Annotated in this window: 21 protein-coding genes; 9 read left to right on the top strand and 12 right to left on the bottom strand. The window is 36.6% G+C overall.

The features are described 5' to 3' along the window. Nucleotides 1-5 precede the first annotated feature (5 nt). A complete protein-coding gene (gene pstS, locus C3L23_RS01580) occupies nt 6-1,007 on the bottom strand; it encodes a phosphate ABC transporter substrate-binding protein PstS (protein WP_127679410.1) in 1,002 nt (333 codons plus the stop codon). 135 nt (nt 1,008-1,142) lie between these two features. Here pstS and C3L23_RS01575 point away from each other — a divergent pair, with 135 nt between their 5' ends. The 3 genes from C3L23_RS01575 to C3L23_RS01565 are packed head-to-tail and all read left to right on the top strand — an operon-like array spanning nt 1,143 to nt 3,174. Further along, complete coding sequence (locus C3L23_RS01575; protein WP_127679409.1) at nt 1,143-1,703, top strand: PhoU domain-containing protein; 561 nt, start codon at nt 1,143-1,145, stop codon at nt 1,701-1,703. Between the two features lie 20 nt (nt 1,704-1,723). Next, entirely contained in the window at nt 1,724-2,362 is a 639-nt protein-coding gene (locus C3L23_RS01570) for a response regulator transcription factor (protein WP_127679408.1), read from the top strand. Nucleotides 2,363-2,406: 44 nt separating this feature from the next. Continuing rightward, a complete protein-coding gene (locus tag C3L23_RS01565) occupies nt 2,407-3,174 on the top strand; it encodes a sensor histidine kinase KdpD (RefSeq protein ID WP_127679407.1) in 768 nt (255 codons plus the stop codon). Here the strand turns inward: C3L23_RS01565 and C3L23_RS01560 are convergent. The 6 genes from C3L23_RS01560 to C3L23_RS01535 form a co-directional block, all read right to left on the bottom strand. Further along, nucleotides 3,143-3,286, bottom strand: coding sequence for a tRNA uridine 5-carboxymethylaminomethyl modification protein (locus C3L23_RS01560; protein WP_127679406.1), 144 nt, complete (start codon nt 3,284-3,286; stop codon nt 3,143-3,145). The genes C3L23_RS01565 and C3L23_RS01560 overlap by 32 nt on opposite strands. 17 nt (nt 3,287-3,303) lie before the next feature. Further along, nucleotides 3,304-3,579, bottom strand: coding sequence for a hypothetical protein (locus C3L23_RS01555; RefSeq protein ID WP_127679405.1), 276 nt, complete (start codon nt 3,577-3,579; stop codon nt 3,304-3,306). Between the two features lie 43 nt (nt 3,580-3,622). Next, entirely contained in the window at nt 3,623-5,494 is a 1,872-nt protein-coding gene (gene mnmG / locus C3L23_RS01550; RefSeq protein WP_127679404.1) for a tRNA uridine-5-carboxymethylaminomethyl(34) synthesis enzyme MnmG, read from the bottom strand. Further along, nucleotides 5,481-6,242, bottom strand: a complete 762-nt coding sequence (locus C3L23_RS01545; RefSeq protein ID WP_127679403.1) for a flagellar biosynthetic protein FliO — start codon at nt 6,240-6,242, stop codon at nt 5,481-5,483. Before C3L23_RS01545 ends, mnmG begins: the two co-directional genes overlap by 14 nt. A gap of 132 nt (nt 6,243-6,374) precedes the next feature. Beyond that, nucleotides 6,375-6,686 carry a flagellar motor switch protein FliN gene (gene fliN / locus C3L23_RS01540; protein ID WP_127679402.1) on the bottom strand — a complete coding sequence of 104 codons (312 nt, stop codon included), beginning with the start codon at nt 6,684-6,686 and terminating at the stop codon, nt 6,375-6,377. Next, a complete protein-coding gene (locus tag C3L23_RS01535; protein WP_127679401.1) occupies nt 6,686-7,087 on the bottom strand; it encodes a hypothetical protein in 402 nt (133 codons plus the stop codon). Before C3L23_RS01535 ends, fliN begins: the two co-directional genes overlap by 1 nt. A 60-nt stretch (nt 7,088-7,147) precedes the next feature. On the opposite strand from C3L23_RS01535, the gene C3L23_RS01530 reads away from it, so the two are divergent. The 4 genes from C3L23_RS01530 to uvrA all read left to right on the top strand — a co-directional run bounded on the left by C3L23_RS01530 (nt 7,148) and on the right by uvrA (nt 12,055). Further along, nucleotides 7,148-7,888: a sulfite exporter TauE/SafE family protein gene (locus C3L23_RS01530; RefSeq protein ID WP_127679400.1), complete on the top strand. Its 741-nt coding sequence runs from the start codon at nt 7,148-7,150 to the stop codon at nt 7,886-7,888. Further along, a complete protein-coding gene (locus C3L23_RS01525) occupies nt 7,888-8,343 on the top strand; it encodes an excinuclease ABC subunit A (protein ID WP_127679399.1) in 456 nt (151 codons plus the stop codon). Before C3L23_RS01530 ends, C3L23_RS01525 begins: the two co-directional genes overlap by 1 nt. Before the next feature lie 9 nt (nt 8,344-8,352). Further along, a complete protein-coding gene (locus C3L23_RS01520) occupies nt 8,353-8,997 on the top strand; it encodes an HNH endonuclease (protein WP_210402421.1) in 645 nt (214 codons plus the stop codon). Nucleotides 8,998-9,244: 247 nt separating this feature from the next. Further along, entirely contained in the window at nt 9,245-12,055 is a 2,811-nt protein-coding gene (uvrA, locus tag C3L23_RS01515; RefSeq protein WP_127679398.1) for an excinuclease ABC subunit UvrA, read from the top strand. Here uvrA and C3L23_RS01510 read toward each other — a convergent pair. Beyond that, nucleotides 12,046-12,270 carry a hypothetical protein gene (locus tag C3L23_RS01510; protein WP_127679397.1) on the bottom strand — a complete coding sequence of 75 codons (225 nt, stop codon included), beginning with the start codon at nt 12,268-12,270 and terminating at the stop codon, nt 12,046-12,048. The genes uvrA and C3L23_RS01510 overlap by 10 nt on opposite strands. Nucleotides 12,271-12,544: 274 nt before the next feature. Here C3L23_RS01510 and C3L23_RS01505 point away from each other — a divergent pair, with 274 nt between their 5' ends. Beyond that, nucleotides 12,545-17,029 carry an autotransporter outer membrane beta-barrel domain-containing protein gene (locus tag C3L23_RS01505; RefSeq protein WP_127679396.1) on the top strand — a complete coding sequence of 1,495 codons (4,485 nt, stop codon included), beginning with the start codon at nt 12,545-12,547 and terminating at the stop codon, nt 17,027-17,029. Nucleotides 17,030-17,066: 37 nt separating this feature from the next. Here C3L23_RS01505 and accA read toward each other — a convergent pair whose 3' ends face one another. The 4 genes from accA to fabG all read right to left on the bottom strand — a co-directional run bounded on the left by accA (nt 17,067) and on the right by fabG (nt 20,414). Continuing rightward, nucleotides 17,067-18,002 carry an acetyl-CoA carboxylase carboxyl transferase subunit alpha gene (accA, locus tag C3L23_RS01500; RefSeq protein WP_127679395.1) on the bottom strand — a complete coding sequence of 312 codons (936 nt, stop codon included), beginning with the start codon at nt 18,000-18,002 and terminating at the stop codon, nt 17,067-17,069. 10 nt (nt 18,003-18,012) lie between these two features. After that, complete coding sequence (locus C3L23_RS01495) at nt 18,013-19,239, bottom strand: beta-ketoacyl-ACP synthase II (RefSeq protein WP_127679394.1); 1,227 nt, start codon at nt 19,237-19,239, stop codon at nt 18,013-18,015. 79 nt (nt 19,240-19,318) lie between these two features. Next, nucleotides 19,319-19,552, bottom strand: coding sequence for an acyl carrier protein (gene acpP / locus C3L23_RS01490; RefSeq protein ID WP_127679393.1), 234 nt, complete (start codon nt 19,550-19,552; stop codon nt 19,319-19,321). Between the two features lie 118 nt (nt 19,553-19,670). Further along, the gene (gene fabG, locus C3L23_RS01485) at nt 19,671-20,414 is read right to left on the bottom strand and encodes a 3-oxoacyl-ACP reductase FabG (RefSeq protein ID WP_127679392.1); all 744 of its coding nucleotides are present in this window, start codon (nt 20,412-20,414) and stop codon (nt 19,671-19,673) included. A 67-nt stretch (nt 20,415-20,481) separates the two neighbouring features. Here fabG and mraY point away from each other — a divergent pair, with 67 nt between their 5' ends. Next, nucleotides 20,482-21,537: a phospho-N-acetylmuramoyl-pentapeptide-transferase gene (gene mraY, locus C3L23_RS01480; RefSeq protein WP_127679391.1), complete on the top strand. Its 1,056-nt coding sequence runs from the start codon at nt 20,482-20,484 to the stop codon at nt 21,535-21,537.

The following is a 21,537-nucleotide window of genomic DNA, read 5'->3' as shown; positions in this document are numbered from 1 at the left end:
CTTTTTTATTTTGCAGGAGAAATACCTTTTTCGGCCCAGTATTTCATAATCTGGTCTTTAACGCTCTGAGGCAGAGGGATATATCCCAGTCTGCTTGCAGCGGCGTCTCCGTGTTTATATGCGTAATTGAAAAACGCTGTCACTTCTTTATCTGTATTTACTTTTTCCTGAGGTATCAAAATAAATGTAGACGCGATAATCGGATAACCTTTTCTCGGATAAGCGATTATTTTATAAAAATCTTTTTTAGGATCAAATCCCGCATATTTTGCACCCTCGGCAAAGTTTGCAGGGGTAGGCGCTACGAATTTTCCGTCAGCCGCCTGAACGATAGCCATTTTAAGACCGTTTTTCTTAGCATCCGCATAATCAACATATCCGATAGAGTATTTGTTTGTTTTAATAGCAGCGCTGACACCGAAGTTTCCTTTACCAGCGATACCTCTGCCCTGTGCGTCTGTAGGCCAGTTGATAAGTTTTCTTGCACCGAAATGCGTTCTCCATGTATTGCACATTTTGCTTAAATAATATGTAAAGTTAAAAGTAGTTCCCGATTTGTCGCTTCTGTGAACGAAAATAATTTTTTTGTGAGGAAATTTTTCTCCAGGATTATATTTTACTATTAAAGGATTGTCCCAGTATTTAATAGTGCCAAGAACTATGCCTTTAATTGCCGCTTCACTTAATTTAAGTTTGTTTATACCGGGTACGTTATAACCGAAAACAATACCTCCGACTACTGTAGGAAATTGATAAAGTCTCGCTTTTCTTAAAATGTTGGGAGTCAAAGGTTTGTCGCTTCCTCCGAAATTTACGTGTCTGTAAGCAACTTCTTTAATTCCCGTTCCGCTTCCCGTTGCGGTATAGTTTACTCTGTTGCCGGTTTTATCATAATAACTTTTAATCCACTGTTTATATACAGGATATGGAAAACTTGCACCTGTTCCGTTTATAGTATATGCAAATGAACTTGCTGCGATTAACGCACCTAATACTAATTTTTTCATTCGTTCTCCTTTTTTGATTTTCAAAATTGTAAAAAAACAAAATAACATTTTGGTAACAAAATAGAGTTTTGAATAACACAACGATAACAAACTAAATATATATTTAATGTATAATAACACAAAAAAAGGATTCAAATGCTTAGTACTTTTGAGCAGTCACTCCAGCAGATTAACAATAAATTTGTAAATTATATTACGGCTATTGAAGAATCACTTCAAAAAAAAGAATTTACTGAAGAGTTTTTTCTTATTGATTTAAAAGAATTTGACAACGAAGTAATTAAATTTCTTGCACTTTTTCATCCGCAGGGAGAATATTTAAGAGAAGTGGTGGCGTATCTTAAAATAAGCTCTTTTTTAGCAAAAATAAAAAAATCAACAAAATCGTTTATTAAAAAATACGATTTCGAAGACGAAAAAATCGACGCTTTATACCAAAACGCCCTTTCAACCATCGATACGCTTAAACTTGCCGTAAAAGGCGACACCATAGAAGACGCATATTCAACTATTATAAGTTACGAAAAAATCGCTGATGAGATATACAAAGACCTTGTGCTTGAAGTAAAACAGAAAGAAAACGTAGATGAAATCCTGAAAATTTTAAACATAGCAAAAAAACTTGAAAGAATCAGCGACAGCGCAAAAACAATCGCATCATACCTGCTCTTTGCAAAAGAGGGACTTGAACTGTAACTGAGAACGGAGAATTTAGAATGATAACAATCGCGATTATTGAAGACGAGGAGGATCTTTTAGAACTCCTTGAATTTACTCTTCAGCAAAACGGCTACGACGCCGTGGGCTTTACCAATACCAAAAAAGTAAAAGACTTCATAATAGAAGAAAATCCCGACCTGCTTATAGTAGACAGAAACCTTCCGGGTGTTGAAGGCAGCATGTTTGTAAAAGAGCTGAAACAGGAAGGCTACGACATACCTGTAATATTTCTAACCGCCAAAGCGGATGAAGACGACATTATTGAAGGTTTTGAAAGAGGCGCCGACGATTATATAACCAAACCGTTTAATATGAAAGAACTTCTTGCCAGAATCAAAGCGGTGCTTAAAAGACACAATATTACGGCTAAAGTTATTTCGTATAAAGACTATCATCTCGATTTGCAAAACAGAACACTCTCACACGACAGCGTAAATATAACACTGACCCCTTCCGAATTCAGACTATTAGAACTATTTTTCAAAAATCAAAAAAGAACACTCAGCCGGGAAGAAATTATGGAAGTTTTGGATATAAGCAATGAAAAAAGCGTTAATGTCGCCATAAACAGGCTTAACCACAAAATTAACGGTATTATACAAAGCGTCAGAGGCGTGGGATACAAATTAAAGTGAAAAGTGTAAAATGAAAAGTTAAAATAGAAATGGAGAACTGGGAATTGAGAGTTAAGAATATTTTAAAAAAAATCTTTTTTTCACAAGAGTTAAAAGAGATTGAAAAACTAAAAGAAGAAAACAGAAAGCTCAAAAAAGAAAATAAAAAGCTTCATATTTTAAACTCTTCAAAAGACGAACTAATTTCCGCCGTTTCACATGAATTCAAAAATCCTATATCCATTATAAACGGCTATATTGAAACGATACTTACCAACGAACTGCCGGATGAAATGAACAGAAAGTTTTTAAACAAAATACAGAGAAACTCCCTTAGACTCAGCGAACTTATCGACAGACTTTATCTTATTACAAGACTAGAAAACGAAAAAGTAAAAATTAAATTTACCAAATTCGATCTGTGTGCAGCCACAAAAAACATAATTGAAAGTTTTAATACCGACAGAATTGAACTAAACTGTCAAAAAACACCTGTTTACGGTGATAAAACCCTGATAGAAACGGTAATATACAATCTGCTTTCAAATGCAATAAAATATTCTGACGATAAAATAACACTGAATATTACAGATACTTATTTGGAAGTTATAGACAAAGGCAAAGGTATAGACGAAAAAGAAATAGAACTCATTAAACAAAAATTCTACCGTATAGCAAAAAACGACTGGGACAACTCTTTGGGATTAGGACTGGCAATTGTTGAAAAAATACTCAAAATTCACAAAACCAAACTTCAGATTGAGAGCCAAAAAGGAAAAGGAAGCAGATTTTATTTTGATATCACTTCATTAAAAAGTAAGGCACAAGAATAATAATACTCGTTAAAATCAAAAGACCTAAAAATATACCTAATATAAATTTACCGAAATTAAATGGTTTTTCTTCCTGATTGTTGTTTTCAGTATTTAACTCTTTATTTTCCATTTTCAATTCTCCGTTTTTTAAATTTCTTTTACGTTTGCAAATGCGGCTTTTAGATACGTCGTATCTTCCGGTGTAGATATATAAAACGTATCGCTTCCGTCGCTTAAGTTAAAAAGATCCTGCAGGGCATCCACGTTCATGGCTTTAAACCCGTTTTTTCTGACTTCATCTATCGCTTCAAGATCGTTTACGCAAAAGACCGGAGTTTCATCCAGAGTCTTTGCTACCTCAACGGCTTTTTTAATTCTCTCAAATTTCTCTTTATCGGCGGTGTATACATAAATATATGTCATTAAATTCCTTTTTTGGCATTTATATAAAAAAAGAGAAAATTTGTCAACTTTTCTTTTTTCTCATATTGATATACATATGTATAATGTCAATCGCCGCAGGCGTTACACCGCTTATTTCACTTGCCGCAAATAGTGTAGGCGGTCTAAATTTTTCAAGTTTTTCAACGATTTCTCGGCTAAGTCCCGGAATTCCTTTGTATTCGAAATCTTCAGGAATTTTGACATTCAGCATCTCTTTCATTTTGTCAATCTGTGCTTTTTGTCTTTCAATATAGTGGTGATATCTTGCGTCAATAAGTATCTGCTCAAGCGCGTCTTCGCTGAAATCTTTAAATTCGGGAGCGAGCTTTAAAAGTTTTTCCCTGTTGAACGTATGTCTCCCGGCTATTTTTCTTATTTCCATTTTGCTTTGAATTTTTTCTTCGCCCATCTCTTCAAGCATTGCGTTTATCTGTTTGTTTGGCGTTACAAACGTTTCATTGAGGATTTTCATTCCCTTATTTATCTCTTCCCTTAACTTCTGCACCTTCTCATACGTTTTATCATCCAAAATTCCAAGTTCATGCCCGTAATCAGCAAGTCTTAAAATTGCGTTATCTTCTCTAAGCAACAGTCTGTATTCGCTTCTGCTTGTAAACATTCTGTACGGCTCATTCGTTCCTTTTGTAACCAGATCGTCAATAAGAACCCCTATATACGCTTCATCCCTTCTGAAAATAATTGGCTCTTTACCGTCAATCTTAAGAGCTGCATTAATTCCGGCCATTATACCCTGCGCCGCCGCTTCTTCGTATCCGGTTGTTCCGTTAATCTGCCCGGCAAAGAAAAGTCCTTCGATTTCTTTGGTTTCAAGCGAATGCTTAAGATTCGTAGGCTGTATGAAATCATACTCAATCGCATATCCGAATCTGACTATTTTAGCATTTTCAAGCCCCGGAATAGAATGGATAAAGTCTTCCTGAACGTCCATAGGAAGAGAAGTCGAAAGTCCGTTTAGATAATATTCCGTAGCTTCAAGCGTCTGAGGTTCAACAAATACGTGATGGCGTTCTTTATCAGGGAATTTATTAAGTTTATCCTCGATACTCGGACAATATCTCGGCCCAACACCCTCAATCTGACCCGTAAAGAGCGGCGCTCTGTGGAAGTTGCTTTTAATAATATCATGCGTATTTTCGTTTGTATATGTTATGTAACAAGGAAGCTGTGTAGGGTTAAATGTTTTTTTATCTGTTCTGAAAGAAAAAGGTTTAGGGTTTTCATCACCCGGCTGAATTTCCATTTTTGAAAAATCAATCGTTCTAGCGTCAATCCTCGCAGTCGTTCCGGTTTTGAGTCTTTCAAGTTTAAATCCTAAATCTTCAAGCGATTTGCTGATTTTTTTAGCCGGAAGCTCGTGAAATCTTCCGCCTTCAAGTTTAACCGGCCCAAAATGCATAATTCCTCTCATAAACGTTCCGGTTGTCAGAATCAGGGCTTTTGTTTTGTATTCGTTTAAAAGGTTTGTTTTAACTCCTGCAATTCTGCCGTTTTTTACGATTATTTCATCAACAATTTCCTGAGCTACAGTAAGGTTCGGAGTATTAAGACAAACCGTTCTCATATATATTCTGTATCTGTCCATATCTATCTGAGCCCTGCTTCCTCTAACAGCAGGACCTCTGTTTTCGTTAAGAACCCTGAACTGAATACCGGCATGGTCGGTCGCCAGCGCCATTTCACCGCCGAGCGCGTCTATTTCCTTAACCAGATGTCCTTTTGCAAGACCCCCGATTGCAGGGTTACAGCTGGCTGCTCCTATCTGTTCTACAAGCATGGTAAGCAGAAGTACTTTTTTACCCATTCTCGCCGGCGCAAGAGCGGCTTCTATTCCCGCATGCCCTCCGCCGACAACAATTACGTCAAATTCTTTCATCAAACTCCTTTAGTTTTTCGGCATTTTGTATATATTTGTCTATATTGTTATATTTCTTAGACAGTTTCAGCATCTCGTCAAATTCCACTTCATTTTTAGGAACGGCTACATCATCCGCAAACACATCAAGCAGTACGTTTGTATTTCCTATCAGCATTAGATACTTTCTGTCCTGATATTCAAAAAGAACTATTTTATTCTTAGCGTCTATCGGTTTTTGCGCAAGAACTTTCATGTTTTCTCTAAGACTCGGAAGCGAAGCCGTTTTTCTTTTCAAAAACCATAAAATCAACGCAAGTATAATAAGAATAGATATACCGACTATATAAGAAACGGCATCGAGCCCTTCTTTATTTGCATTTAAATTTTGCAGACTGTTTTGCACATTCTGGACTTTTATAGGCTTTTCGTTTATTATCCTAAATCTGACACCGTATCCGTCAGGCGTTAGGGCAACAGACGTTTTTATAGGCTTATTAGCCGTAATATCAATTCTTACTCCGTTTTTATCAGGCGAAATTATAATAGAATTTATAAAATTTTTAGTAAATTCTTTTTGAATTACCTTATCCGTGCTTATATCCGTTAGAATATAAGAGTTTTTTGACACCTGTTTTACTTTTCCTTTAAATACGCCGTCCAATGAAAAGAGTATGTCAAGTTTGTTTTTACTCTCAAAAAAATTAACGTTTATAAGATTGGCTCCAAACAGTAATACCCCGAGACAAATTAAAATTATTTTTTTCACAAATACTCCTTCTTTTTTAAGTAGATAAGTTGTTAAGTAGGTAAGTTGTGAAAGGCATATATGCAATGTTATCGTATTTTATCTTTTAAAATTCCCTTCACAACTTCATAACTTATCTACTTTACAACTTGCCTAATGTTCTTTTGTCAGATAATATATAAGCTGATTTGCATCAAGAACTTCATTAAGTCTGATTGCAAGGTTTTTTTCATACACCATTACCTCACCTTTTCCTATAATCCTTCCGTTTATATAAACTTCGGCACTCTCGCCTTCCGGCTTTTGAAGGTCGATTACGCTGCCTTTTTGAAGAGCGAGAATCTCCCTTAAAGTAATATCAATCCTTCCAAGATCACTTTCAAACAGCACTTCCGTATCTAACAGATTCGAATAATCGGGAATATACTCTTCGATTTCTTCGTCAATTACATTTTTTTCTTCCATTATTTCCCCTTAAACAGGATATAAAAGCATTTATCTCCGTTAAATTTAAACGACAGTATATCGTCATATTCAATGTTTTTATCAAATTCTCCGAGATACTCAGGCACACCAATATCAAAAGAAACGTTTCTTTTTTGCGCCACTATTTTAGCATTTCCGATTATCTGATTGGCTATTTCTTTAGTTAAATCTTCAGTATCGTAGCTGTCGTCGCCAAAATAATAATTCGCTATATATGAAAGTTTTTCATGAGGCACTACGATATAAATATCATAATTTTCATCACCGCTTATTGATATTTTACTTACAAACCCCTCTTTTACCTCTTCGTTACATTCATCGGCTTTAGCTTCAATAGAGTCCATAAAATTCTTTACCGCCTCTTTTATAATATTAAACATCCATATCCTTTAGATTTACTAAATTTTACTATGATATAATTTTATCAAAAAAGGCTTAATTTGATAAGTGCCATAATTATTGGGATATTTGTAGGTTTCGCTTCCGGCTTTTTCGGAATAGGAGGAGGAACCGTATTAGTGCCTATACTTCTGTTTCTCGGATTCGAATTCAAAGATGCGGTAGGCATAAGCGTCACCCAGATGATGTTAAGCTCAATGTACGGGTCTTATCTTAATTTTAAAAAAGGTCTGCTAAAAATCCAAAACGGTCTCTCCCTTGCCATAGGTGGCGCCATCGGTGCCGCTCTTAGCGGATATATCGTAAAACACACTTCAAAAGAAATACTCGGTGCCGTATTCCTGACACTTGTTTTTGTAGCTATTGTAAGATTTTTTATAACAGTGCCCGAACCTAAAGAAGAACCTCCTATCGATAATAAAAAACTTTTTTTTATTGGTCTTTTTGTCGGAATGATTGCTATAAGCGTCGGTGTGGGAGGAGCCATTTTAATAACGCCGATCCTTGTAGGATTCCTGCATTACAGGCTTAAAACAACGGTAAGCCTCAGCCTGTTTTTTGTCGTTTTTTCTTCAATTTCCGGATTTATTTCACAAAGCCTGGCCGGACATATCGATTATTCCAAAGGCTTTACAATCGGGCTGGCTTCTCTTATAGGAACGTATTTCGGTATAAAACTTTATCACGCAATGCATCCAAAACATCATAAAAAATTTCTGCTTGTATGGTATATTTTCGTATTTTGCGCAACAACATACAAACTGTACTTTCAAGGAAATTAATGGATATAAAACTAATAACCGAACTTATTATAATAATGCTGATAGGTTTCAGAATATACACTCTTGAAAAGTTCGGTATCCGCTCCGCGGCTGATAAACTTTTTGCACTTTATTACCTGAAAAACCACTATCCCCTTATAGGCTACACTATTATTTTTTACATATTTGAAATAATAATTATCGAAATGATTGCTCTTAAAATTGTAGATATAACACTGATTATTATAGCAATGATAGAGCTTTTTATGATTTACAGACACCTTTTTATCGCTCTCAAAACCGACGACAGAGACGACTACATCGATACAGTTATCAAAAGAATGTTTAGTACTCTTACATACAGCGAATACCAGCAGATAAAGGGAGAACTGTATAAAATCCAGCCTAAATGGAAACTGTACATCACTGAAATGCTTGTGTTTTTCTTCGCTATATGGGCTATTGAATTTCAGTAAAGTAAAAATTTGAAAGAATTATTTAAAAATTGGCTTATTAAAAACAATAAACCAAACAGATATGCCAATACAATTACAACAATTTCTAATGACTTACAAAAAGTAAATTATAAAGATTATGACTTATATTCTATTACTGATCCAACAATAGCAAAAAAAATAAAAAACAATTACTTCAAATTCAATCAATATTTTGATAAAAACAAACGTGGTAACTATATGTATAGTAGTGCATTTGATAGATATATAGAATTTTTACTTGATTACCGTAATTCAACTCATTTAAACAATAATATTTTTCCAGATGAAATTGAAGAAAGCAATAATTTATATGAAGGGACAAAAAAACAAATAATTGTTAATTCTTATGAAAGAAATCCAAAAGCTAGACAAATTTGTATAGATCATTATGGATATGAGTGTCAAATTTGCGGTTTTAATTTTAAAAAAACATATGGTGAAATTGGTAAAAATTTTATTCATGTTCATCATATTGTAGATTTAGCTACTATTGGTAAAAATTACAAAATTGATCCAATAAAAGACATGATACCGGTATGTCCAAATTGTCATGCTATGTTACATAGAAAAAAACCCGCATATACTCCTCAAGAATTAAAACAACTGATTAAAATAAAAAATAACTATCACTAAAAACTCTTTCCTTAAACTTTCCTTAAATTTATGGTATAATTCGCGATTAATTTTTATAAAAAAGCGGCATATTATTAAATAAATAAACCTAAATAAATAGAAACAACTGCAAATTTTAATGTAAAAAAGCGTTAAAAAAAGTGCTCTTAAGCAAAGCGGCTTGCACTTTTTAGTTTTTTGCAGTGTTAAGAAATTTGCACTATTGTTGAACACATTTAGGTGTTTTATAAAAACAACAGGAGCATAAATGGATAAAATAAAAATCATAGGAGCCAGGGAAAACAATCTTAAAAACATAAACCTTGAAATACCGAAAAACAAACTGATAGTGTTTACGGGACTTTCCGGAAGCGGCAAAAGCACGCTTGCGTTCGATACGCTGTATGCGGAGGGGCAGAGAAGATATATTGAAAGCCTCAGTTCATACGCAAGACAGTTTTTACAAAAAACCGGAAAGCCCGAAGTGGATAAAATAGACGGGCTTACCCCGGCTATTGCGATTGACCAGAAAACAACATCCAAAAACCCTCGTTCAACCGTGGGGACGGTTACCGAAATATACGATTATCTAAGACTCCTGTACGCAAGAATCGGTATCCAGCACTGCCACCTGTGCGGCAAACAGATTACCCAGATGACTCCTCAGGATATTATCAATGAGGTTCTTAAACTGCCTGAAGGCGCGAAAATTATCATTTATGCTCCGATTGTAAAAGAGAAAAAGGGTGAATTTCACGATTTAATCGAAAAACTAAGAAAAGAAGGAATCATAAGAGCCTACATAGACGGCGTAATAGTAAGGCTTGATGAGGAGATTGAACTTAAAAAAACTAAAAAACACACCATTAAAGCCGTAATCGACAGGGTTATCGTAAAAGAAGAAAACAAATCCCGTATAGCAGAAGCTGTTGAAAAAGCTCTTAATAAAAGTTTCGGCGAGGTTGAAATAGAAATATTAAACGCAAAAGATTTGGGGCTTGAGAGGGACTTTATCCATTACAGCGAACATCTTGCGTGTTTTGACTGTAAGATAAGTTTTGAAGAGCTTGAACCCGTGAGTTTTTCATTCAACTCCCCAAAAGGCGCTTGTCCGAAATGTGACGGGCTTGGCGTAACTTATACACTTGATATCGAAAAGGTTATAAAAGACAAACCCCTGAATAAAGGCGCAATACCGCTTATCTGGGGATTTAATAAAAAATATTACCAGGAGTTTTTCAAGGCTCTTTGCCGCGAGCTTGATATAGATATGAACAAGAGCTTTTTCGAGCTTGACGACCTGCAAAAAAGAATCATCCTAAACGGCACGGCATATGACATTGAATTCGAATACGCAAAACACAAAATCTCAAAAAGATGGCCGGGACTCAGACAAATCGCACTGGATTTGTATAAAGACGAAGATATGAGCGAAATAATGAGCGAGAGCGTGTGTCCTTCGTGTAAAGGCTTCAGACTGCGCCCCGAAAGCCTTGCCGTAAAAGTGGCGGGTAAAACAATCAGCGAAATAATATCGATGCCTATAAGCGATGCGTATGAGTTTTTCAAAAACGAAGAAAACTTCTCACACCTAAACGAACAGGAAAAAAGAATTGCCGAGCCTATTTTGAAAGAAATACGTGAAAGACTCTTTTTCCTTGTGGACGTGGGGCTCGGATACCTCACCCTTCACAGGGACGCAAGAACTATAAGCGGTGGTGAGAGCCAGAGAATCAGAATCGCAAGCCAGATAGGAAGCGGGCTTACGGGCGTTATGTACGTACTTGACGAGCCGAGTATCGGACTGCATGAAAGGGATACGCTAAAACTTATCAACACACTCAAAAACCTGAGAGACAAAGGAAACACAGTAATAGTCGTGGAACACGACAGGGAAACGATCCTTAATGCAGATCATATTGTGGATATCGGTCCTGGTGCCGGGAAATTCGGAGGAGAGGTGATATTTAGCGGAGACGTTGACGCACTTCTAAAAAGCGACACCGAAACCGCAAAATACATAAAACGCGAAAAAGACATAAACTATGCAAAAGTCAGACCTCAAAACGAATGGATAGAAATCAAAAACGTAAATATCCACAACATAAAAGATTTAAACGTAAAAATCCCGCTAAGAAACCTCGTATGTGTAACGGGAGTCAGCGGAAGCGGTAAAAGCTCACTGATTCTTCAAACCCTGCTGCCTACCGCAAGGGAAATCCTTAACCACGCACACAAAATACAAAAAGTAAAAGGCGTGGAAATTACGGGGCTAAAACAGCTCGATAAAGTAATTTATCTCGACCAGAGCCCTATCGGAAGAACACCACGCTCCAACCCGGCAACTTACACGGGAGTGTTCGACGATATAAGAAACCTATTCGCCCAGACTCCCGAAGCACAGCTTAGAGGCTATACGCCAGGGAGATTCAGCTTCAATGTAAAAGGCGGAAGATGTGAGGTGTGTAAGGGTGAAGGACAGATAAAAATCGAAATGCACTTCCTGCCGGATGTAATGGTAACATGCGAAGCGTGCGGAGGAAAAAGATACAACGAACAGACCTTGGAAATTAAATACAAAGGCAAATCAATCGCCGACGTGCTTGAAATGAGCGTGGATGAAGCGTATGAGTTTTTTGAAAAAATACCGAAAATAAAACAGAAACTAAAAACCCTAAAAGACGTGGGACTCGGATACATCACGCTCGGACAAAACGCCACGACCCTAAGCGGAGGGGAAGCACAGAGAATCAAACTTTCTAAAGAACTTAGCCGCCGCGACACCGGTAACACGCTTTATATTCTCGACGAACCTACAACGGGGCTTCATTTTGCTGATATAGACAGGCTCGTTCAGGTACTTCAGCATCTTGTGGATCTTGGAAACAGCGTAATCGTTATCGAACATAATTTAGATTTCATAAAAAATGCCGATTACATAATCGATATGGGTCCTGAAGGCGGTAGCGGCGGTGGAAAAGTCATTGCTACCGGAAATGTAAAAGAAATAGCTAAAAACTATGCGGATATTTCATATACCGCAAAATATTTAGCCCAAGAGCTGCAACATCAGGCGTAAGTGTCTATACTGGTTGCAGTTATCGTATTAGTTTGAGTTTCTGGATTTAGAATATCAAGAATTGATTGATATAGCTGATCCTGAGACATACTTGAAGTATCAAGTGATTTAATCTGATCAACTATGTTTTTTCTGTCATCCTGAGAAAGACTTTGCAATTGTGAAGAAATATCCTGTCTTTGATCAGGTGTAAGGCTTTGCATTATTCTGCCCATGCCTTTACCATGGCCTCCGCCTTGGGCTTGGCCCTGCATTCTCATCTGATGCATCTGTTGCATTTGCATACTGTTTGAAACTTGCATATACCTCCCTCCTTTTAACGCTTAAATTTTGCGTAAACAACGCTTTATAAAGATAAACAACAAAAGTAAATGAAAGGTTAATAGAAATATTTTTATTTAATTATCATTAAAAAATGAGCCGAAATGTCATTGACTAATCCGCTTTTTGAAATTTATAATTAATAATAAATTAATAAAAGGAGTATTTATGAAAAGATTTATACTCTCGGCAGCCCTCATATCAGTATTAAGCTCAATGGAAATAAACTCTTTAGTAAATACACCTGTGGAAATAAATACAACCCAAAACGTATATGTCACTCCGGAGGGAAGTATATTCGTAACGGATATGAACGAAAGTAAAATTTCACAACCGGTAATGTTACTTTATAAAACAGATCTTCCGAAACAAAACTACATTAAAAACGACGGATCTATCATATTTAAAAGTATAAATTACAAACCTGACACAGCGGTCGGAATAGTACTCGGCAATCCTGAGCATAACGTATCGGTATACGGAGATATAATAAATAACGGTATTATCGAATTTAATTCACCAGTATATTTTTTGGAACTTGGTATATACGGGTTCCTAAATAAAGGCAGTATCGTCAATAACGGAACGATAACCGTGAACACCTCAGAAACGCAAAGATCCGACGGTATCGTAGTTCTTCACAATGACGGCTTATTATCCAACACCGGAACCATAAATATCAATGCAGACATCACACCCCCTTCTGACGAAAACGAAGATAATATTTATAATGCGGGGGAATTTGAACTAAACGGTATAAGCGTGTTTTTCGACAGTAATGCAAGCGTGCAAAACAGCGGAACCATCGACACAAACGGCAAAGGTATAAGCATAAGAAAAACTAACTTTTCCAATGTGATAAACAGCGGAAGTATAAAACTTACGAAATATGACGAAAATTCAACCGGACCGTTAGTAGGAATATATACAGGCGGCAATGCGAAAAACGCCTCCGTTACAAACAGCGGAACTATTTTAATATCGGATGAAAACTTATATATGACGGCCGGTATAGGAGCTGTAGAAAACAACGGAACGATATCTAATACCGGGACAATAACGATAAACGACTTGAACGTTTCCAAAATACAAAACGGCATTTTGGTAAACACAAACAACGGTACGATATCAAATACCGGTACTATTTCCAATAACGCCGTCGGAGGAGAATATATAAAAAACATTTCGGTACAAACAAACACCGGCACCGTTATCAATAACGGCACTCTGATAAATCATGTGCAGCCTTCGGATTTGGATTTTCAAGATTTTGAAAACATTTATATAGGAGAAAATAACGGAACGGTTATAAATTACGGAAAAATTTATACGAACAACACGGGCATTTCGGTAGGCACAAACAACGGCATCTTTACCAACTATGGCACAATCGAGGGAACTTCCGATTCAGGGATATTTGTAGGTATGCTCGCAAATAACGCTTCAAACACAAACATCGTCAATAACGGACTAATAGACCTTACAACCTCTTACGAAAACCCGGTTTCGGGAATATCGATGATAGTAAACGGAGACAACAACGCTTCTTTAATCAATAACGGAAAGTTGACGTTTAATATCACGCCAAAAAACGGTATAGCGGCTATGGGTGTAGATACCAACACCAAAAACGGAAAAATAATAAACAATAAACTGATTGAAGTAAACGCGGATCTTTCTTATATAATATCAGATAGTACATCCTGTTTGATAATCGCTACCGAAAATGACGGATATATCGGAAATTACGGGGATATAAACATAAACATCACACACAAATACAACATTAATAAAAATGAGCATTATACTAATTTCTTCGGAATATTCACATGGGATATGAACGGTACGATTGAAAACAAAGGAAACATAAACATATCTTATTTCAATAATTATGAACTTTTATCGGACAATCTGTTACTCGCAGGTATTGCCACCGGCCGCACAAATCCGAATAATTACATAATAAACGACGGTAACATAGCATTCAGTTACACAAGTAACTACGATGCAGGAATATTTTTTAAAGACGTAACGATGGAAGGCATCGCAATAAGATATGTCGATAATTACTTTGACAACAACGGTACAATTATCAATAAAGGTTCGATTTCCGCTTCAACGACCGGAATAATAAAAACATTAAACGGTATTTCCCTTGCCAACAATTTCGGAGATGTAAACAACAGCGGTTTTATAAACCTAAACATGTCCCCGAATAAAACCATATCACCTGTGAAAACTACGTATAAAGGAAATATTAACGGCATTTTAATCAACGGAGACAATGACGGAAATTTAAGCAATAACGGAAAAATCAACATTTCTTACAAACAAACATATAATTTTGAAGAAAACGTAACGGGTATCAATGTCGGTGCGGACAATAACGGAAATATAGTCAATAAAGGTGACATTTCAATAAACACATACGATTACAACCCCGATAAATACTCTTCTGACATAATAAACATAACGGGATTAAATTTAAAAAACAACAACTATTTATTAAATAAAGGCACAATCGCGATAAACTCAAACTACATCAACCGTATAACCGCTATAGATGTAAACGGCAGCAGTTACATGTTGCAAAACGACAGAAACATTCTTATCAGTGAAAACGAAACAACAGATAAATCGATGAACGCTTCAAGCACCGGAATTTACGTAAATACGAACAAAGGACTTATATTAAATAACGGTAAAATTTATTTTAATTCGGATTTGAACACCTCACAGGTAGATTCATACGGAATCTATTTAAACACCAACTCTATGAAAATACAAAACAAAGGCGTTATTTCCGGATTTAAAAACGCAATTTTCATTACGGACAACAACGGCACCGTAGAAAACGACGGAATCTTAAGTGCAATCGACAAAGGTATAAACATACAAAACACTTCATATTCCGTAATCAATAAAGGAACCATCATTTCTGAAAACACCGGTATATACACCGCCGGCGGAAATATAGACAATTCCGGAAACATTTATGCAAAAACCGGTATTTACGTTTCCGATTCTGATACGAATTCAATGGTTAACATCAACAACACGGGGACAATCAACGCATCAACGGCAGTGGAATATTACAATACGAATACTGCTCAGTTATACAATACTGGAACCATAACAGGTTCCGTTAAAGACGAATCCGGAAATTTAACATTTTTAAACAATGGAACCGTATACATTAAAAACGACACAAACGATAAAGTAAACTCTTTTGAGCAGGTAACAGGTTCGCTTAATTTCAGTATAGACACGCAAAAACAGTTTAACGGATTTTTGAAAGCGAACAATCTGGCGATATACAACAATAAAATCAAAATCGGGTTTTCCAACCAGAAAAACATTGTTCAATGGTATAACAGTTTAACAACTAACACCGACAATGAAAAAATTTTAGGCACCGTAATTTATTATCAAAACGTAACAGGACTTTCCGAACAAAACCTTACAAGCAATTCATACTTCAATTTTACACTTAAACATGACACTGTGACAGACAGCTTTTATTTAACCGTTTACAAACCGGCAAATGAGGTAAGCAGAACCATTCCGGCCGTTTCATCAGTAAGTTCCTCTTTATTGCATATATTAGACAATATTTTCAGTTCAAACAAAATAAGCAATGAAGAAGCTACGCTTTTCAATACTTTAGCAGTACAAAACAATGAAGGCAAAACACTCACAATTCAGTCATTAACACCCCAAAGTACAGCCGAAGGCGCAAACGTAAATTCAATCTTAATGTCTTCACTAGGAAATGTAATAAGTTCCAGACAAAACGGACTCAATTCCGGTGATATTATGCTCGATAAAAACATATGGTTTAAACCGTTTTACAAACATATTTCACAATCGGACAAAAACGGGGTAAACGGATATTCGGCAAATATCAGGGGAATCGGAATAGGAATGGACAAAAAATACGATGCGGACGACGCTTACTGCGGAATGGCCTTTTTCTATGCTGACGGAACAACAAATATAAACAATACAAACGACAGCAGTGACATTAAAAGCTATTCGTTAACGTTTTACGGTGGAAGACGGGTTATAGATTATAAAAGCTCTTTAAGTTATTATTTGACATTCGCACTTCAAAAAAACACTACTTCAAGAAATATTTACGCAACAAACATTACGGCAAACGGCAGCTATACTTCCAGGGCGCTTAACGCAAACGTCGCTTTAAGCAACGCTTTGAAATTCAGTGACAATATGGACATTATACCTTCAATTGCACTTACTTACAGATATTATTATCAACCGTCTTATACCGAAACCGGTGCCGGTGCGCTTGATTTAAAAGTAAACTCTTATAATGAAAATGATATGGTATTAAGTGCTGGAGCAAATTCAAAAGTTACCTTAAATACAAAAAATTCGATTTTTGTGGGTATATTCGCAAGTTACAATTTCATAAACAAAACCCCTGCAATTACTTCGGCTCTTGCTGGTGCGGACGATATTAATTTCCAAACAGACGGACTTGAAAGAAAAAGGGTAATGTATAAATTAAATGCAGGTTTCAAAAGTATGTTAAATGAACAGTCTTCTTTATCATTAGGTTATTACTTTAAAACAAATTTCGACGGGTTAAAAGAAAACGCAGCGGCATTTAAATATAATTATAAATTCTAAAAGTGGGGATTAAACTCCCTATGTTTACTAATATAATTTATTTTTCGTTAAAACTGCCGTAGTTTAAATATTTTTCGAATCTTTTTTGAAGCAGATCGTCTTTTGAAAGTTCTTTTAGTTCTTTTACCTGTTTTAGAAAATAGTCTTTAATATTTTTCGCCGTAGTTTCATAATCTCTGTGTGCACCTTCTAAAGGTTCGTCAATAATATCATCGATAAGACCTAATTCTTTAAGCTCTTCGGCTGAAATTTTAAGCGCTTTTGTCGCCGTTTCGGCTTTTGTGTTGTCACCCCATAAAATAGCCGCGCAGCCTTCCGGAGAAATAACACTGAAAACCGAATATTTAAGCATTGCGAATTTATCGGCGACACCTATGGCAAGTGCTCCACCGCTTCCGCCTTCACCTATTACGATTGAAACCGTAGGTGTTTTAATTCTCGATAATTCAAACAGATTTCTAGCAATAGCCTCGCTCTGTCCTCTCTCTTCCGCTCCTATACCCGGAAACGCGCCCGGAGTATCCACAAGGAAAAGAATAGGCAAATCAAATTTTTCGGCTAGCTTTGCCACTCTAAGCGCTTTTCTGTAGCCTTCGGGATGCGGCATACCGAAATTTCTCGCAAGTTTTTCTTTAGTGTTTCTGCCTTTTTCCTCACCGATTACCACACATTTAGTATCGCCTATCATACCGATGTAACATACTATAGAAGCGTCGTCGCGAAATTCTCTGTCTCCGTGGATTTCTACTTTTTCATCCATAATTAAATTAATGATATCAATTGCGTGAGGCCTGTCTGGATGACGCGCCAAAAGAAGTTTTTGATAAGGAGTTAAATTTTTAAATGTTTTTTCAATCTCTTTTTCAAGTTCTTTTTGTAAGGTAGAAGCGGCATGAGAGTCGCCTTTTATCTTAGCGACGTCTATCTGCTCTTTTAATTCTTCTATTCTTTTTTCAAAATCAAGTACTGCCAAAGTTAGCCTTTTATTTTACTTTTTTAAATATAACCACTCCGTTTGTTCCGCCAAATCCAAATGAATTGCTCATAGCTATATTAATTTCCGCTTCTCTTGCTTTATTTGGAATATAATCCAAATCACAATCAGGATCCGGCTCTTCATAGTTAATAGTAGGAGGCATAATGTTTTTATCCATTGCCATTAACGTAATAACCGCTTCGATGGTTCCCGCAGCACCTAAACAGTGTCCTGTAGCACCTTTGGTAGAGCTTACAGGAGGAGTGTTTTCTTTGCTTCCGAAAAGAGTTTTAAGCGCCATCGTTTCATACATATCGTTATATTTTGTTGATGTTCCGTGGGCGTTTACATAGTCTATTTTTGGCTCTCCGGCCATCTCATAAGCCATTTTCATAGCTCTATACGCACCTTCTCCGCCCGGAGCCGGAGTAGTAATATGGTTAGCGTCTCCGCTTTCGCCTATTCCGATAATTTCTCCGTAAATTTTTACTCCTCTGGCTACCGCGTCTTCATATTTTTCTAAAATCAGGCACGCTCCGCCTTCACCCATTACGAACCCGTCTCTTTTAGCGTCAAACGGTCTTGAAGCGTGAGCAGGGTCGTCATTTCTTGTTGAAAGAGCTTTCATTGCCGCAAACCCTCCTACACCGATTTCACAAATCGCAGCTTCTCCGGCAACTACCATCATTTTATCCGCCATGCCCATTTTAATGGTTTTGAACGCTTCGGTAATAGCGTGGGTTCCCGCCGCACATGCAGTTACGCTTGAAAGGTTAGGGCCTTTAAGTCCGTAAGTAATAGACACAAATCCTCCAAGCATATTAACAAGAGCGCTCGGGATAAAAAACGGAGATATTCTTCTGGGTCCTCTTGTTTCACAGATTACTGAGTTTTTTTGGATATTCGGAAGTCCGCCTATTCCGCTAGCAGCAGAAATACCGAATCTGTTTCCGTCATAGTCGTTTTCTTTAAGACCGCTGTCAGCCATTGCTTCTTTAGCAGCCGCAATTCCTAAATGAATAAATCTGTCCGCTTTTTTTACTTCTTTAGGATCCATAACCGTCTTAGGATCAAACCCCTTAACTTCTCCGGCTATTTGAGATCCGAATCCTTCAGGATCGAAATGAGAAATTCGATCAATTCCCGTTTTTCCAGCAATTATATTTTCAAAAGCTTCGTCTTTATTAAGACCTACAGCGTTTATCATACCTATTCCGGTTACAACAACTCTCATATATTTCCTTTATTTGAGGTTAATATTAATAGATATTTATAAAATATCCGTTAATATTATCCCCGGAAGGGAAAAATTATTAAGACTTAGCTTTTTCGATAAAATCGATAACGTCTTGAACAGTCTGGATTTTTTCCGCTTCGCTGTCAGGAATTTCGATTTCGAATTTTTCTTCAAGCGCCATAATCATTTCAACTACGTCAAGACTGTCAGCTCCAAGATCTTCTACGAATTTAGCTTCCGGTTTTACTTCTTCAGGTGCAACGTTTAGCTGCTCAACTATAACTTCTTTTACTTCATCAAATAGTGCCATTCTGTCTCCTTTAATTTTTTATTTCAGCATTTTATCAAAATTTTGGTTGCACTTGCAAATTAATATAATTTTTCATTCCGCTGTGCATGCAAAGATTTTTAACATCTTTTTAAAATCTTTACATATACATTCCGCCGTTAACTTTAAGCGTTTCTCCCGTAATGTAACTTGCCTCGTCGCTTAATAAAAACGCAACCACGTTCGCCACTTCCCTAGGAGAGGCAAATCTTTTAAGAGGAATTCTTCCAAGCATCTCTTCTTTCACTTTTTCAGGAAGGTCTTTTGTCATATCCGTATCTATAAATCCCGGAGTAACACTGTTAAATCTGATATTTCTGGCGGCGCCTTCAAGTGCGAATGTTTTAGTCATAGCTATTACCCCGCCTTTGCTTGCAACATAGTTTGCCTGGCCGATGTTTCCGGCTTCCGCAACTACGCTTGCCACGTTTACAACTGCGCCGAATCTTTTTTTACTCATAACTTTTACGGCTTCCCTGCAGCCTACAAATGTAGAAGTCAGGTTTGCGTCAATTACTTTTTTGAAATCTTCCACACTCATTCTCATTGCAAGTTTATCGTTTGTGATACCCGCATTGTTTACAAGATAGCTAAGTTCTCCGTCACTGTCTACAATTGTTTTTACCGCTTCTACAAACGCTTTTTCGTCGCTTACGTCAAATCCTATTACCGCAGCTTCTCCTCCGTTTGCTTCTATTTCCTCTTTTACTTTGTCGGCGGCTTCTGCTCCGCTTCTGTAGTTTATCCATACCTTAAGCCCGTATCCTGCAAGCACTTTTGCGATTTCGGCGCCTATTCCCCTGCTTGCACCCGTTATTAAAACGTTTTTACCTTTAAAATTCATATACTCTCCTTTATTAACATTTCATTTACAGTTATTATGTTAAAATTTTATCTAAAAAAGGCAAATAATGTTATATTACCTGTATGAACATTATCATATTAATTTATTCCATTATATTACAGTTAGAGCAATTCTCGCATTTTTCCTGGCATTTCTTATGACAATTTTTTTAATGCCTAAATTTATAAAATGGGCAAAAGCCAAAGCGACTCAGCCTATTTTCGACCTGGCACCCGATAATCACAAAGCAAAAAGCTCAACTCCGACAATGGGCGGACTGATATATATGTCAAGCGCCGTAATTTCAATTTTAATTACCACGGAGCTTAACAGATACGTAATTTTAACCGTTTTGCTTTTGGTCTATTTTACGTTTTTGGGATTTATAGACGATTACGGCAAAATAAAAGGCTCGTCAAACCAGGCGGGACTGAGCGCCAAAACCAAATTCGCCCTACAGTGGCTAGGAGCATTAGTAATTTCATATATTTTAATCAAAATAGGTTTTGATACCAAACTTTACGTTCCTTTTTACAAACATCCGCTTTTTGACATGGGATATTTTGCAATCCTTTTCTGGGCGTTTGTAATAGTGGCCATGAGCAACGCCGTAAATCTGACGGACGGCCTTGACGGTCTGGCTACCGTTCCTTCCATTTTTTCCCTGTTTACACTCGGAATTCTTTTATATATAGTCGGAAACTATAAATTCAGCACATATCTTTTTTATCCGTTCGAACTTGGAGTCGGAGAGCTTACTATTATCGTATTTGCCCTTATCGGATCTCTTTTAGGATTTCTTTGGTACAACGCAAATCCGGCGGAAGTGTTCATGGGAGACAGCGGAAGTCTGCCGTTAGGAGCCGTAATAGGGTTTCTGGCAATTTTGGCAAAAAGCGAAATACTGCTTATATTTATAGCTTTTGTATTTATTATGGAAACACTTTCGGTAATATTACAGGTTGGAAGTTACAAAACAAGAGGAAAAAGAGTCTTTAAAATGGCCCCTATTCACCACCATTTTGAAAAAGTGGGATGGAAAGAAAACAAAATTACGATAAGATTCTGGATAATAGCGTTAATTACGAACTTAATAGCAATACTTTCGATCAAAATCAGATAA

Origin of the sequence: Nautilia sp. PV-1 (assembly GCF_004006315.1) — a bacterium.
Classification (GTDB): Bacteria; Campylobacterota; Campylobacteria; order Campylobacterales; family Nautiliaceae; genus Nautilia; species Nautilia profundicola_A.
This window is presented reverse-complemented; position numbering and strand designations above follow the sequence as displayed.